The organism is Sphingomonas sp. P4_G3 (assembly GCF_056401105.1).
Genome location: NZ_JBFUJZ010000004.1, coordinates 300,245 through 314,565, shown reverse-complemented (window position 1 = coordinate 314,565; position 14,321 = coordinate 300,245). Strand labels below are relative to the sequence as shown.

12 protein-coding genes are annotated in these 14,321 nt (G+C 64.5%); 5 read left to right on the top strand and 7 right to left on the bottom strand.

The features are described 5' to 3' along the window. Nucleotides 1–26 precede the first annotated feature (26 nt). Nucleotides 27–623: a recombination mediator RecR gene (recR, locus tag AC1DQQ_RS13335; RefSeq protein WP_066806585.1), complete on the top strand. Its 597-nt coding sequence runs from the start codon at nucleotides 27–29 to the stop codon at nucleotides 621–623. 27 nt (nucleotides 624–650) lie between these two features. Here recR and AC1DQQ_RS13330 read toward each other — a convergent pair whose 3' ends face one another. The 4 genes from AC1DQQ_RS13330 to AC1DQQ_RS13315 form a co-directional block, all read right to left on the bottom strand. Beyond that, on the bottom strand, nucleotides 651–1,382 hold the full coding sequence (locus AC1DQQ_RS13330) for an NYN domain-containing protein (RefSeq protein WP_478030174.1): 732 nt from the start codon (nucleotides 1,380–1,382) through the stop codon (nucleotides 651–653). A gap of 56 nt (nucleotides 1,383–1,438) precedes the next feature. After that, nucleotides 1,439–1,828, bottom strand: coding sequence for a DoxX family protein (locus AC1DQQ_RS13325; RefSeq protein WP_478030173.1), 390 nt, complete (start codon nucleotides 1,826–1,828; stop codon nucleotides 1,439–1,441). 91 nt (nucleotides 1,829–1,919) lie between these two features. Continuing rightward, entirely contained in the window at nucleotides 1,920–2,420 is a 501-nt protein-coding gene (locus AC1DQQ_RS13320) for a GreA/GreB family elongation factor (RefSeq protein WP_478045449.1), read from the bottom strand. Between the two features lie 168 nt (nucleotides 2,421–2,588). Beyond that, entirely contained in the window at nucleotides 2,589–4,508 is a 1,920-nt protein-coding gene (locus AC1DQQ_RS13315; protein WP_478045448.1) for a lytic transglycosylase domain-containing protein, read from the bottom strand. A 154-nt stretch (nucleotides 4,509–4,662) separates the two neighbouring features. On the opposite strand from AC1DQQ_RS13315, the gene dapA reads away from it, so the two are divergent. Next, a complete protein-coding gene (gene dapA / locus AC1DQQ_RS13310; protein WP_478045447.1) occupies nucleotides 4,663–5,544 on the top strand; it encodes a 4-hydroxy-tetrahydrodipicolinate synthase in 882 nt (293 codons plus the stop codon). Between the two features lie 88 nt (nucleotides 5,545–5,632). On the opposite strand, the gene AC1DQQ_RS13305 is transcribed toward dapA, so the two are convergent. The 3 genes from AC1DQQ_RS13305 to AC1DQQ_RS13295 are packed head-to-tail and all read right to left on the bottom strand — an operon-like array spanning nucleotide 5,633 to nucleotide 10,414. Further along, on the bottom strand, nucleotides 5,633–6,565 hold the full coding sequence (locus AC1DQQ_RS13305; protein WP_478045446.1) for a TauD/TfdA dioxygenase family protein: 933 nt from the start codon (nucleotides 6,563–6,565) through the stop codon (nucleotides 5,633–5,635). A 28-nt stretch (nucleotides 6,566–6,593) separates the two neighbouring features. After that, the gene (locus AC1DQQ_RS13300; RefSeq protein ID WP_478045445.1) at nucleotides 6,594–8,000 is read right to left on the bottom strand and encodes an MFS transporter; all 1,407 of its coding nucleotides are present in this window, start codon (nucleotides 7,998–8,000) and stop codon (nucleotides 6,594–6,596) included. Between the two features lie 8 nt (nucleotides 8,001–8,008). Continuing rightward, nucleotides 8,009–10,414: a TonB-dependent receptor gene (locus tag AC1DQQ_RS13295; protein WP_478045444.1), complete on the bottom strand. Its 2,406-nt coding sequence runs from the start codon at nucleotides 10,412–10,414 to the stop codon at nucleotides 8,009–8,011. Nucleotides 10,415–10,929: 515 nt separating this feature from the next. Here AC1DQQ_RS13295 and AC1DQQ_RS13290 point away from each other — a divergent pair. The 3 genes from AC1DQQ_RS13290 (at nucleotide 10,930) to AC1DQQ_RS13280 (ending at nucleotide 14,217) form a co-directional block, all read left to right on the top strand. Next, the gene (locus tag AC1DQQ_RS13290) at nucleotides 10,930–11,556 is read left to right on the top strand and encodes a DUF805 domain-containing protein (protein WP_478030165.1); all 627 of its coding nucleotides are present in this window, start codon (nucleotides 10,930–10,932) and stop codon (nucleotides 11,554–11,556) included. 41 nt (nucleotides 11,557–11,597) lie between these two features. Continuing rightward, nucleotides 11,598–12,083, top strand: coding sequence for an SsrA-binding protein SmpB (gene smpB / locus AC1DQQ_RS13285; RefSeq protein ID WP_066806604.1), 486 nt, complete (start codon nucleotides 11,598–11,600; stop codon nucleotides 12,081–12,083). A 118-nt stretch (nucleotides 12,084–12,201) separates the two neighbouring features. Continuing rightward, nucleotides 12,202–14,217: a M13 family metallopeptidase gene (locus AC1DQQ_RS13280; RefSeq protein WP_478045443.1), complete on the top strand. Its 2,016-nt coding sequence runs from the start codon at nucleotides 12,202–12,204 to the stop codon at nucleotides 14,215–14,217. Nucleotides 14,218–14,321: the final 104 nt, after the last annotated feature.

The following is a 14,321-nucleotide window of genomic DNA, read 5'->3' as shown; positions in this document are numbered from 1 at the left end:
GGCACGCAACCCCCTATTTGTTCCCCATGGCATCGCAGGAAATCGAAGCGCTGACTCAAGCGCTGGCCCGGCTCCCCGGACTCGGGCCCCGCTCGGCGCGCCGCGCGGTGCTCCATCTGCTCAAGAAGCGCGAGGCGGCATTGGGGCCGTTGCTCGCTGCGCTGGAGGCGGTGGACCAGAAGCTCGCCACCTGTTCGACTTGTGGCAATGTCGATACCAGCGATCCGTGCGCGGTGTGCGCCGATCCGCGCCGCGACCAGCGGTCTTTGTGCGTGGTCGAGGAAGTCGCCGATCTTTGGGCGCTCGAACGCTCGCGGCTGTTTCCGGGGCGTTACCACGTGCTGGGCGGCCGATTGTCGGCGCTCGACGGCGTGCGGCCGGAAGACCTCGCGATCGCCAAGCTGGTCGGCCGGGTCGAAGCGGGCGGGATCGACGAAGTCGTGCTGGCGATGAACGCCACGCTCGAAGGGCAGACCACCGCGCATTACATCGCCGAGCGGATCGAGCGCTTTCCGGTGCGGCTTACGCAATTAGCGCACGGCCTGCCGGTTGGTGGCGAGCTCGATTATCTAGACGAGGGTACGCTCGCTCAGGCAATGCGGGCGCGTCGGCCGGTGGGTTGATGGCGATTGCCGCCTAGGCGCAAGCGGCTAGCGCACCCGCTTGACGTAGATGCGGCCGCCGTCGCGGCGCTCGGTCTGAAAATTGGGCACCGCCTCGATGAGGTCGGACAGGCGCTTATAGCCGTAATTGCGCGCATCGAAGCTCGAACGGTTGCCCGCCCGCTCGCCAAGTTCGGACAGGTTGACGAACCCGCGCTCGTCGCGCTTCACGGCATCATAGGCATCGACCAGCAGCTTGAGCAGTTCCGGGTCCACCTCGGCCTTGCCATTGGCGGCGGCAGCGTGGTTTCCGTTGATGGTCTCCGGAGCAGGGGCCTGGCGGAGCGCGGTGACGTCGATATATCGGGTGCAGGCTTGGCGGAACGCCTCGGGTGTCTTCGACGTGCCGAACCCGTAAACGGGCAGGCCATCCTGGCGGATCCGCATCGCCAACGGCATGAAGTCCGAATCTGACGACATGATGCCGAACCCATGGACGCGGCCGCGATAGAGCAGGTCCATCGCGTCGATCGTCATCTTCATGTCGGTCGCGTTCTTGCCCTTGGTCAGGTCGAATTGCTGCTGCGGCTCGATCCCGTAGCGGACCGTCTGATCACGCCAGCCCTTGAGCGCGGGCTTGGACCAATTCCCATAGACCCGGCGAATATTGACCGTGCCGAGTTCGGCCAGGATCGTCAGCACTGGGTCCAGCGTGCTCGACGAGGCATTGTCCGCGTCGATCAGCAACGCGATGTTGCGGGCATGAGTCTCGTCGGTCATGGCGCCGGTGTAGCGGGCGCGATGCGGCCAGCGCAATCACGCCCGCACGGGTGAGGTTATCGGGCAGCCGGCCGGTTGCGCAGCGCGTCGACGCTCCACGATCCGGCACCCGCCGCGGCGAAGAAGAGGAAGATGAAGGCGTAGAGCATCGCCGGCTCGCCGCCATTGACCACCGGGAAGACGCTCTTTGGGGCGTGCGCCATGAAATAGGCGACTGCCATCATGCCCGACAAAATGAACGCGACCGGCCGCGTGAACAGGCCGAGCAGGAACAGTCCGCCGCCGACCAGTTCGAGCGTGCCCGCGGCGTAGAGCAATGGATTGAGCGGCATCGGGAAGGGCGGGATACCGAAGAACTTGGACACGCCGTGCTGCATGAAACCGAGCGCGGTGACGATACGCAGCAGCGATTGGAGCTGAGACGACCAGCTGGCGGGAATGGGCATGGATGACCTCCTGTTCGTTACGCGATCGATCTAGAGCCTATCACGACCACCGACCAGCCACGCGCAAGAAACGGTCCGTTACGTTTTGCCGTTATTTTTTGGTCGCATCGGCGGAGGGATAGCTGACCGCCATCACTTCATATTCCTTTTCGCCCGCGGGCAAGGTCACGCGGCGCAGGTCACCGACCGCGGCTCCCCGCAAGGCGCGGGCAAGTGGGGCGCTCCAACCGATCAGGCCCTTGCCGGCGTCGGTCTCATCGTCGCCGACCAGGGTCAGAACGCGTCGGTTGTCTTCCTCGTCGGCGACGGTGATCGTGCAGCCGAACCACGCACGGCTGGTATCGGGCTGTTGCGCCGGATCGACCACCTTCGCCGCTTTCATCCGCTTCGACAGCCAGCCCAGCCGACGATCGATTTCGCGCAGCCGTTTGCGGCCGTAGATATAGTCGCCGTTCTCCGAGCGATCGCCATTGCCGGCCGCCCAGGCGATCGTTTCGACGAGTTTGGGGCGTTCCTCGGCGAACAGTTGTTCATATTCGGCGCGTAGCGCGGCGAAGCCGGCTGGAGTGATGTAATTGGGTCGGTCGTTCACCGCGCCTCGATAGCCCCATCCGTCGCCCGGGCGAAACTCCTTCCGTCACCCCAGCCTGCCCGTCACCCCAGCGCAAGCTGAGGTCTCAAGCCGTATCGCGCCTTCGCCTGAGACCCCAGCTTTCGCTGGGGTGACGGAGGGAGTTTCGCGGGGGTGACGGGCAGGTCGTCAGCCCGGCCGCTTGTTGCCGATATACCAGCTCAACCGCGCATTGCCGGTCGATAGCGCGCGCTGCGGATTGATCAGGTCGTAAACCACCGCGTTTTCCAGCACGTGCTGAACGTAGCGCTTGGTCTCGTCGAACGGGATAGCCTCGATCCAGTCGATCCAGTCGACCGTACCGGTGCGCGGGTCGCCGTTCGCCGCCAGCCATTTGTTCACGTTGCCGGCGCCGGCATTATAGGCGGCGATCGCCAGCGGATAGCTGCCATATTGATTGTAGAGGCGCTGGAAATAGGCGGTGCCGAGCTGGATGTTATAGTCGGTGCTGCTGAGCAGCATGCCCTGATCCCAGGCGAGCCCGAGCTTGCCCGCCTGCTCACGCGCGGTGCCGTTCATCAGCTGCATCATTCCGCGCGCGCCGGCGCGGCTGATCAGCGAGCGGTCGAACTGGCTCTCCTGGCGCATGATCGCATGCGCCATCGTCCAGCTCGATGCTGACGATGCCGGGATATTGACCGTCGGGAATCCCGAACGGGTGTAATCGGTGACGCCGTTCAACAGCGCGCTGCGGCCGACCATCACCGATAGATCGGGTCGCCCCAGCGTCCGGGCCAATTCGTCGGCCAGCACATGGTCGTCGACGGTGCTTGCGAGGTTGGCGATCTGGCGCAGAAACAGGCTCTGATCCTCATGCGCGCCGACCGTGCCGAGGAACTGCGCCGCGCGGACCACCTCGTTATTGTAGAAGGCCGAGCGCTCTGCGGGCGGGATTGGCGGCGGCGTCGGCTCGGCCGGCGCCAATAAAGGCTGACTGAGGCGCTCGGCTGCCAGCTGGCCGTAGAATTGATCGCCATAGCGTGCCGCCGCGGTGAGGTTGCGAGTCGCTTCATCGCTTTGCCGGGCGGCTTGAGCGGCCCGCCCCGCCCAGTAGAAGCCCTTCGCCTTGAGCGCGGTCGACCGCGAGCCGCCGGTATAGCGGACGAACATGCCGATCGCGTCGGATGGACGGCCCAGCCGCTTGAGCGCGGTCTGCCCGGCGAGCCAGACGAGATCGGTGTACGGGTCGCGCTCGGCCAGGGGGCGAAGTGCGATGTCGGTACCGGTGGGATAGGCGTCGTCGACTTGGCTGGCGATATTGTACGCGGTCGAATAGTCGCCCGCGTCGACCGCAGCCCGAGCATTGCGCAGCAGCAGGTCGAACCAGCGGTCGACATCGAGCGGTTTGCTGGAGAAATTGTGCGGTCGAGCCAACAACGCGCGCGCCGATCCGGCGGCGCCCGAATTGGTCAGCCAGATCGCCTTGTCCGCCAGATAGCCCGGATCGCCGGCGCCGATCGCGTCGGCAGTGCCGGCATCGGGCGCATTGGTGCGCAGCGCGAGTCGCGCCGCGAACAGGGGACGCCGCGTGGCGCCGGTGAGCGCGAGTTGGCGCGCCGCGGCGGCGGTCTGGCCCTGCCACAGCAACTGGTCCATCCGCACATCCTGGTCCTTGGGGAGCAGCGCGTCAGGCCAGGTCGTCAGCACCTTGCTCTCGTCGGTTGGCGTCAGACTGCCCTGAGCCCAGGCATTGCGTGCGGCCGTGCGCGCGTCATCCATCGAGCCCGTGGCGGTCAGCGCCTCCGCAAAGCGAACCCAGGACGTGCCGGTTTGTGGCGGATAGCGCCGGAAGAAGGCGACCGCGGTCGACGGCGACCAGCCCGGCATCGCCAGCGACGCTTCGGCGGCGCGGCGCATCGCGACGTCACCCGGCCATCCCGGATGCGCGAGCAGGAAACGGGCATAGCTTTCAAACGGGGCGCTATTGGTCTGCCTGAGCGACCGCCACTCGGTGATCGCCGCCGACAAGGCGCTGACCGACCTGGGGTCGGCGCTTGGTGCGCCCATCAATTTGGACTTGGCCCATTCGAGCTGATCCTGGAACGCCATACCCGTCGCCGCCATCCCCGAAAGGGCGGCGGCGGCAACCCCGCTTTTGAACCACGACGCAAGCATGTGGACAGGATATGCTCTCGCGCCCTATCTGTCAGGATATAAAACAACGAAAAAACGGCGGATCGCCGCCACGCGGGAGCGTTTAAGCATGTTTTCGGGATCGATCCCCGCACTGGTCACGCCGTTCGCGGCGGATGGCGCCTTCGCAGAGGACGCGTATCGCGAACTCGTCGAGTGGCAAATAACCGAAGGATCGGCCGGATTGGTACCGGTCGGGACGACCGGTGAGGCCGCTACCTTGACAGCCGACGAGCATTTCTATGCGGTTCGCGTTTGCGCCGAACAGACCAACCGCCGCGTGCCCGTGCTGGCTGGCGCCGGGTCGAACGATACCCGCGTCGCGATCGCCAATGTCCATGCCGCCAAGGCAGCGGGCGCCGATGCCGCTTTGATGGTGCCGCCTTATTACAACCGACCGAGCCAGGAAGGCATTTTCCGTCACTTCGAGGCAATCGCGCGCGAAACGCCGCTGCCGATCGTGCTCTACAATGTGCCTGGGCGCACCGTCACCGACATCCAGCCGGCGACGATGGCGCGGATCGTCAAGGCGTTCCCCGAGGTCTTTATCGGCGTGAAGGACGCGACCGGCAGCCTCGGCCGGGTGACCGAGCAGCGGCTGGGCTGCGGCCCGGATTTCGTCCAATTGTCGGGCAATGACGAAACCGGGCTGGCGTTCAACGCGATGGGCGGAGTCGGCTGCATCTCGGTCACCGCGAACGTAGCGCCGCGCTTGTGCGCCGAATTCCAGGCCGCTTGGGCCGCGGGCGATCATGTCAAAGCGCTGGCGCTCCACGATCGCCTTTACCCGTTGCACGTTGCGATGTTCACCGACGCCTCGCCGGGGCCGGTCAAATACGCGCTCGGCAAGATAAAGCCGGATTGGCCGATGCATCTCCGCCTGCCGATGACCGAGCCTAACGACGCCAGCCGCGCCGCGGTCGACGCGGCGATGGCGACGGCGGGGCTGTGAACCGGCAACGATGATTTCGACGCCGCGTCCGGCGTGACACGGACGCGGCGCCAGGATGGGGCAGCGGCCGCTACCCCAGCCAAGTCGATCAGGCGGCAACGGCGACCAGTTCGGGTTTGATCACCCTGCTGCGGCTGCCGTCGATCGCCACCGGCACGTCGCCGGCGACAGTCGCGCGGCGCAGCGTGCGGCGCTGCGGCCCGAAATCGGCGATCGCGCGGTGCTGGGTCGCACGATTGTCCCAGATCGCTACGTCGTTCGGCTTCCAGCGCCAGCGCACGGTGTTTTCGGGCTTGGTGATGTGGTCCTGCAGGATCGAGAACAGCCGCTGCGAATCCGCCGCGTTCAGCCCGACGAACTGCTTGACGAAATGGCCGAGCAACAACGCGCGCTCGCCCGATTCCGGATGGACGCGGACAACGGGGTGCTCGGTTTCATAGACGGTCGATGCGAACACCTTGCGGTGCTCCTCGACCCGCTTGCGGTCGGCCTCGCCGAACGTCCCGGCATAATCGTACAGATTGGTGTGCAGCGCCCAGAGGCCGTCGACCAGCGTGCGCAGGCTCTCGGGCAATTCCTGATAGGCGGTGACGCCATTGGCCCAGAGCGTGTCGCCGCCGGCCTCGGGAATGGTTATCGCGCGCAGTATCGATGCTTCGGGATAGGCATCGACGAACGTCACGTCGGTATGCCAGCTGGACGCCGCATAGCCTTCCTTCGAATCGAGCTCGAGCAGATATTTGCTGCCGTCGACAACCGGCACGGTGGGGTGCGCGATCGGCTTGCCGAATTTCTTCGCGAACGCTTCCTGCGCCGCATCGTCGAGATGATCCTGGTCGCGAAAAAAGATCACTTTGTGGCGCACCAGCGCGGCACGGATCGCGGCGATGGCGACCTGATCGAGCTCGCCGGACAGCCTCACGCCGCGGATTTCTGCGCCGATCCGGCCCGCGACCGGTACGATGTCGAGCAGGGCGTCGGCGTCCCGCGCATTCACGAATTCATGGGTAAGATTGGTCATGGCACGTCTCCTTCGGGGTTGATGGGGGTCATTCGGCAGGGGCGAGGGCTGCCCCCTGGGCGTCCAGCGCGCGGCGGACTTCGGCATGCGCCGCCTCGTCGAGCGGAAAGCCGCTGACGAGCCAGGCGGAAAAGGCGTGGGCGATGGCGGGACCGATCGCGAAGACGATGGCGAGCCCCTGCAGCGTGGCCGGACTGTTGACCGTCTTGGGGTCGAAACCGAGCCAGGATACGAGCGGCAGGGCGATCCCGACCGCGACCGCGGTGGCGGCCTTGCCGGCTAGGCTGAACACCGAGAAATAGAGCCCGGTACGGTCCTCGCCATGATCGAGTCTGTGCTTGTCGGCGACGTCGGCGACGATCGCGCGAAGCATCAGATTGCCCGAACCCTGGGCCAGCCCCTGCGCCAAGGTCAATGCGAGCAGCAAGCCGAAGCGATCCGGCGTTACCAGCAGCAGGCCCAGATTGACGATGACCTGGACGATCTCGCCGGTGACCGCGGTGCGGTGCTTGCCCAGGCGATAGCCGATCCTGAGCCAGATCGGCCCGGCCAGGATTCCGAACACGAACTGGAACAGGAACAGACCCGCCGCCCAATCGGGCCGGTGCATGAAGAAGCTGACATAGAAGACGATCAGCGAGGCACGGATATTTTGACCGAGCGTCACCGCGAAATCGGAGCCGAGCACGCGCAACAGCAACGGGTCGGCGAGCACGGTGCGGATCGCCTGGCCGATCGGACGGCGGCGTGCTGGCGCGTCGGGCAGCGGCTGCTCGGGGAAAGCGGTCAGGGTAAGCGCGAGCCCGGGCAGGATCGTCGCCAGCACCAGTCCGCCCATCAGCGCGAGCTTCAGCTTGCCGTCGCCGGGCCGCCATTGATCGGCGATCGTTGGTAAAATCAGGGTCAGCAACAGCGCCGACGCGGTCACCACCGTCTGGAACGTCGCGATCCGCGTACGCTCGTGATAGCGGCCCGAAATCTCGCCCGACCAGGCGAGCAGCGGTATCTGGATCGCGGTCCAGCCTAGATAGAAGACGAACAAGGTCGCGGCGAGATAGGCGACCGAAACCTGGCCCTGCGGGAAGAACAGGAACGCCGCTGCCAGCGCGAATAGCAGGCCACCTCCGGCGATCCAGGGGCGCCGTCGGCCGAAGCGGGTGCGGGTGCGATCGCTCAGTGTGCCGACCAGCGGATCGAGCAAGGCGTCCCACAACCGCCCGATCAGGAAGATCAGGCCGATCGCACCAAGCGACAGACCGTGGTTCTGGACATAGATCGGCGGCAGATAGACCGCGAGCGGCAGCCCGGCCGCCGCGACCGGCACCGCGACTGCCGACAGGGCCATCAGGCGCCACGCGGTCGGGCGGTCGGGCCCGGCGCCGTCGTCGGTCGGCGCGGTGAAGGACAATGGTCGGGGTGGGAACAGGCTAGCCATGGTTCACCTCACAATTTGATGCGGAGCGTGGCGCCGACCGTCCGCGGATCACCGAGCAACGCGGTGATCACGCCGGTGTTGGCAGCAGCAAGTGTCTGAAAATATTTGGTATTGATGAGATTGCGGGCCCAGACCGAGAGGTCCCAGCGGCCGCTTTCCGGCCGCACGCCGATCCGCGCGTTGAGCACGCCATAACCGGGCACCTGGGCATAGCGCGAATTGGTCGACGACGTGTTCAGCGACGAACGATGCGCGAAATCGGCATGGCCGTAGAACTGGATAGCCTGGCCGGCGATGCGGCCGACCGGTTGGGCAATATCGGCGCCCAGCGTGTAGGTGAACTTGGGAACGCCGGCGAGCGGCTTGCCGCTGAGGTCCTGGATCGATCCCAGGTCGAGCCGCTCGGGCGCCTGCGGTGCGTTGGGGTAATCGATATAGACCGCGTCGGTATAGGAAGCCGAGGCATTGAGGCTGACCAGGCGGGTTGGTGCGAAGCTGAGATCGGCTTCGGCACCGCGCGATCGGACGCTGGGGATGTTGGAGATATATTGGCGATAGGTGAGGCCGCCCGGCGCCTGTTCGGTGATCGCGGTCTGGTAATCGGATATGTCGGTCCAGAATGCGGCAAGGTTCGCGGTCAGCCGCTTGTCGAGCGCTTGCGCCTTTAGCCCGACTTCATAGGCATTGACCCGCTCTGGCCGCACATCGGGAGTGACGCCGGCCGGTAGCGACGTGAGGTTGAGGCCGCCGGACTTCGATCCCCTCGAATAGGTCGCATAGATCAGCGCGTCGGGCGCGATCTTGTACGACAGATTGGCCAGCAGCGAGAGGCTGTCGTCGGTGAAACTGGTCGAATAGGAGGTGACCGGGTTGAACTGGTTACGGATCGCGATCACCGCGGCGCCGGCCGCCGGAGACAGGGTCGAGGGATCGGTGCCCGCGACCCAGAACTGGTTATACGCACCCTCTTTCTTCTCGTGCGTGTAGCGCAACCCCAGAGTCAGCTTGAGGCGGCTGGTCGCGTTCCACGTCGCCTGGCCGAACACGGCGGCGCTGTGGGTCGTCGGCGTCGAGGTCGAATCCGCCTCAAAGCCGTTTAGCGCGGCATTGGCGACCGCTGCGGCGGTGGTCGGGAGGTACCAATTCGGCGCCGCCGACCCATAAGCGACTGCGCCATTTCCTCTGATGATTTGCCAGAAATAGTAAGCGCCGATGACGTAATCGATGCGATTGTCACCCTTCGACGCCAGCCGCACTTCCTGGCTGAACTGGCGCTGGTGATTGGCCTGTTGCGACTTTGTCACCACCGGCAGGCCGGTGGCATCACCATCATTAGCCGGATCCCAATCCCACCAGCGATAGGCGGTGATCGAGGTCAAAGACGCGGCGCCAAGGTCCCAGTCGACCTGCCCCGATGCGCCATAGCTCTTCATGTTGGCCTGGTACGGGCTGTCGGAATCGCCGAGCCGCGCAAAGGGGGTGAAGGGCAGGGGCATGTAGCCGGCCCGGCTGGTGCGATTGAGGAAATTATTGGCGATCGGCGTACCGTCGTCATAGGTCCCGAAGAAGCCCGACAGCACCTGGAGCACATGGTGCTGTTTCTGGTGCGAATAATCGCCGATCAGCTTGATCGAAAGGCGGTCGCTCGGCTTGATCAGCAGCTGCCCGCGCAGGCTGAAATTATAATAATTGGCCGAATCGCTGCCGTCATGGACGTTGGTCAGGAAGCCATCGCGCCTGGTGTCGGCGATGCTCAGCCGGGCGGCGACGACATCGCCGATCAGCGCGCCTGAGGCGGAGGCGCGAAACTGGCGATAGCCATAGTCGCCCAGCGACGCCTCGGCCGATAGTTCGGGATCGAAGCTCGGCGCGCGCGTGGTGATGTTGATCGCACCCGCTGTCGTGTTTTTGCCGAATAGCGTACCCTGAGGGCCGCGCAGCGCTTCGACCTGCTGCAGGTCGACCAGGTCGAATTGCGACTGGCCGACGCGACCGTAATAGACATTGTCGATATAGATGCCGACGCCGTTCTCCAGCCCATCATTGGTCAGCGCGACGTTCGAGCCCAGGCCGCGGATGTTCACGTTGGTGTTGCGCGGGTTGAAGCTGAAGACCTGGAGGCTGGGCACGAGTTGCTGGATCTGCGCCAGCGAATAATTGCCGGTCGCGGCAAGCGCCTTGTCGTCGACCACGCTGAGCGCGATCGGCACGTCCTGTGCGCTTTCCGCCCGGCGCCGCGCGGTAACGACGATGTCGCCGCCACCTTCAGGATCGGCATCGGTATCGGCGACGGCGTTGGGGACGGCGCTGGTCGCGGCTGGCGGCGCCACCTTATCGTCGGCGAAGGCAGTCGCCGGAAGAGCGGACGCCAGCGTCGTCAGGCTGAGAGACGTCAGGAATAGATACTTGGTCATCAGGCGAAGGGGTCCCCTTTGCCGCAGGCAATCGCCTCCGGCCGCGCCCTCGCAGGGCACGTGCGTTCGATGGAATTCGGGCGTGCGCCGCCGGCGCTGCCGGTCGGCGTAGTCGTCAGGCGATCAGGAGCAGTCGATCAGCCGATCGGACAATTGGAATCATGACATCGCATCGTTTCATTCCCTTCACTCGGGGACAACGAAGCCGGGCGTCACGCAGCCCTGCATCGCGCTTTAGCCGTTGGTTACGCGGAGCAAGCTGCATCCCATCAAAAGCCGCGGGCCTGTCGGTGGCGTTCGCCAGAGGGACGACCATTTCCCTCTCGATCCGTTATTCCCATCATCTTGATAGGATATAAAACGGTCAATGTAGATGCGCTAGTCGGTGCTAAAGCTGGGGTTTGGCGGTCGGAGCCGGCGCAGAATGAACCGCGAAAACCGCCAGGCGAGGACAAAGACTTTCAATCCTGCTCGCCGGCGTTAGGCTGAGCCGACATAGCGAGGGGGTATTCGCCATGAACCTGCTGACCAGGCATCTGACCGGCATCGTCGATTTCCAGGGCAGGGAAAACCGTCAGCCCTTCTGGCTGTGGATCCTGATCGTCTACATCGTCCAGTTCGTCGTCATGGCGATCGCGATGATTCCGCTGATGACGTCGTGGTTCGACCAGATGATGCCAATGATGCAGGGCGATCCGCATCGGTTCGACAACGACCCGCAGGCGATGATTCAGCTGATGATGCCGATGATGCAGAACATGATCACGATGACCGTCGTGAGCGCCGTGCTGTTCTTCGTTCTGTCGGGCGCGGCGGTTGTGCGTCGGCTGCATGACAGCGACCGCTCGGGTTGGTGGTCGGCGCCTTATTACGCGATGCAGATCGTCTCGCCGATTTTCATGGCGTCGTTCTTTCCCCGTTATTTTTCGATGATGGCGTCGATGTCCGCGGCGAAACCCGGCAGCCCGCCGGACTTCAACAATCCGGCATTCCAGCAGGCGATGCAGTCGATGACCCTGATGTCGCTGGTCAACATCCTCGGCTTCGCGATCCTGGTGATGATGATCGTGTTCCTGGTCCTGCCGGGAACGGTCGGCCCCAACCGCTTCGGCGACGATCCGCTGAAGCCGCCCTTCCACTAAAGCTTCCCTTCCGGCACGCGGGCGCTTACATCGCCCGGCCCATGGCCCGTCCCAAGCCCCTCACGTTCGACAAGCAGAAGATCGTCGCCGAGAACCGGCGCGCGCGGTTCGACTATGCCATCGAGCAGACGTTCGAGGCGGGGATCGCGCTGACCGGGACCGAAGTGAAGAGCCTGCGCTCCGGCGAAGGGTCGATCGCCGAAAGCTATGCCGAAGTGTTGGCGGACGGCGGCGTCTGGCTGGTCAATTCGAACATCCCCGAATTCAGCCACGGCAACCGCTTCAACCACGAGCCCAAGCGGCCGCGCAAATTGCTGCTCAATGCACGCGAGATCAACAAGCTGCATGGCGCGGTGGCGCGCGACGGCATGACGCTAGTGCCGCTCACGGTCTATTTCAACGCGCGCGGCCGCGCCAAGGTCGAACTGGCCCTGGCCAAGGGCCGCAAAGCCCATGACAAGCGCGAGCATATCAAGGAACGCGAGTGGAAACGCGACGCCGGACGCATCATGCGGGACCACGGCTGACGCGATTGACTAGGCGTGTCACCGGGGTAGAACACGCACCATCAATAAGGGGGAACATGACGGCTCCGGTCTGTCACGCGAACGTCCGCTCCTCCGCTTCGGAAAGGACCCTCCCCAGATGAAACCCTTCGCGTTCGCACTTCTTGCGGCGACGGCGCTCGGCGCCGCGGCGTTCACCCAGCAGACCGTGGCCGCGTCCTCCGGCAAGCCCACCTTCGGCACCTTCGGCATGGATGAAGCCGGCATGGACAAGTCGGTCGCGCCGGGCGACAGCTTCTACAATTACGCCAATGGCACCTGGGCGAAGACCACGCCGATCCCGTCGGACAAGTCCAATTACGGCGCGTTCAACCTGCTCGCCGATTTGTCCGAATCGCGGACCAAGGGGATCCTCGAAAAAGCCGCGACGGATCCGAATTCGAAGATCGGCACCGCCTATGCGACCTTTCTCGACACCGGGTCGATCGAGGCGAAGGGGCTGACGCCGATCAAGCCGTGGCTCGATCGCGTCAAGTCGACCGACAAGGCCGGCTACGCGGCATTGCTGGCCGAAGCGTCGATGGGTGGGATCGGCGGTCCGTTCGGGGCCGGCGTCGGCCAGGACGACAAGGCGCCCGAAACCTATATTCTGGGCTTGCGCCAGGGCGGACTGGGTCTGCCCGATCGGGATTATTACAGCGACCCCAAATTCGCCGACGCCAAGGCCGGATATCAGGCGCATATCGCCAAGATGCTGACCCTGGCGGGCGAAGCCAATGCCGACGCCCGGGCCAAGGCGATCGTCGATCTGGAGACGCAGATCGCCGCGGTCAGCTGGTCGCGGATCGATAGCCGCGATGCCAACAAGCGCTACAACAAATTGTCGGTCGCCGACCTGCAGGCGAAGGCGCCGGGCTTCGACTTCCCGACTTATTTCAAGGGGATCGGGGCCCCGGTCGATACGTTGCTGGTGGCGCAGCCCTCTGCGATCACCGGGATCGTCAAGCTGGTCGCCGAGGCGCCGATGACGGTACTGCAGGATCAACTGATCGTCCGCAGCCTGGACAATTACGCCGATGTCCTGCCCAAGGCGTTCGACGAGGAGAATTTCAACTTCTACGGCAAGACGCTGTCGGGCACTCCCGAGCAGCAAGCGCGCTGGAAGCGCGGGGTGGAATTCACCACCAACGCGATCGAGGACGACGTCTCGAAATTGTACGTCCAGCAATATTTCCCGCCCGCGACCAAGGCGGCTGCCGACCAGCTGGTCAAGAACATCATCGCCGCGATGAACGCGCGGATCGACAAGCTCGACTGGATGTCGGCCGAGACCAAAATCAAGGCGCATGCCAAGCTGGCAGCGTTCCGACCCAAGATCGGCTATCCGTCTCAATGGCGCGATTATGGCGCGCTCAAGATCGTGAAGGGCGATGCCTTCGGTAACGAATGGCGCGCCAACGAATGGGGCCGCAAGGACAATATCGCCCATCTCGGCAAGCCGCTCCAGCGCTGGGAATGGGGCATGACCCCGATGGAAGTGAACGCTTATGCCAATTTCGGCATGGTCGAGATCGTCTTTCCCGCCGCGATCCTGCAGCCGCCGTTCTTCGATCCCAATGCCGACCCGGCGGTCAATTATGGCGGGATCGGCGCGGTGATCGGACACGAAATGAGCCACCATTTCGATGATCAGGGCGCCAAATATGACAAGAGCGGCCAGCTCACCGACTGGTGGACGCCCGCCGATGTCGCGGCGTTCAAGACGCGCACCGACGCGCTGGCGGCGGAATATGACAAATACGAGCCGCTGCCCGGCCAGCATGTCCAGGGCAAGCTGACCCTGGGCGAGAATGTCGCCGATCTCGCCGGCCTTACCGTTGCCTATGACGCTTATCACAAGGCGCTGGGCGGCAAGCCCGCGCCGATGATCGACGGCTATTCGGGCGACGAGCGCTTCTATCTCGGCTGGGCGCAGGTGTGGCGGCGCAGCTATCGCGAGCCCGAATTGCTCAAGCGCCTGCGCACCGATCCGCATGCGCCGTCGGAAGCGCGCGCCAGCATCGTCCGCAACATGGACCCGTGGTACGCCGCGTTCAAAGTCCAGTCTGGGCAGAAACTGTATCTCGCCCCGGCCGACCGCGTCCGCATCTGGTAGTTTTTTGGCGTAGATGATCGATGGCGCCGCCGGCGGATATCCCGCCGGCGGCGTTGGTTCATCAGCCTTGGTTCATCGCCAGGAGTTCAATGGTATTTTTTGGC

Coding starts and splice junctions, on each gene's coding strand:
- recR (WP_066806585.1), top strand. CDS start 27: ATGGCATCGCAGGAAATCGAAGCGCTGACTCAAGCGCTGGCCCGGCTC.
- AC1DQQ_RS13330 (WP_478030174.1), bottom strand. CDS start 1,382: ATGACCGACGAGACTCATGCCCGCAACATCGCGTTGCTGATCGACGCG.
- AC1DQQ_RS13325 (WP_478030173.1), bottom strand. CDS start 1,828: ATGCCCATTCCCGCCAGCTGGTCGTCTCAGCTCCAATCGCTGCTGCGT.
- AC1DQQ_RS13315 (WP_478045448.1), bottom strand. CDS start 4,508: ATGGCGTTCCAGGATCAGCTCGAATGGGCCAAGTCCAAATTGATGGGC.
- dapA (WP_478045447.1), top strand. CDS start 4,663: ATGTTTTCGGGATCGATCCCCGCACTGGTCACGCCGTTCGCGGCGGAT.
- AC1DQQ_RS13305 (WP_478045446.1), bottom strand. CDS start 6,565: ATGACCAATCTTACCCATGAATTCGTGAATGCGCGGGACGCCGACGCC.
- AC1DQQ_RS13300 (WP_478045445.1), bottom strand. CDS start 8,000: ATGGCTAGCCTGTTCCCACCCCGACCATTGTCCTTCACCGCGCCGACC.
- AC1DQQ_RS13295 (WP_478045444.1), bottom strand. CDS start 10,414: ATGACCAAGTATCTATTCCTGACGTCTCTCAGCCTGACGACGCTGGCG.
- AC1DQQ_RS13290 (WP_478030165.1), top strand. CDS start 10,930: ATGAACCTGCTGACCAGGCATCTGACCGGCATCGTCGATTTCCAGGGC.
- smpB (WP_066806604.1), top strand. CDS start 11,598: ATGGCCCGTCCCAAGCCCCTCACGTTCGACAAGCAGAAGATCGTCGCC.
- AC1DQQ_RS13280 (WP_478045443.1), top strand. CDS start 12,202: ATGAAACCCTTCGCGTTCGCACTTCTTGCGGCGACGGCGCTCGGCGCC.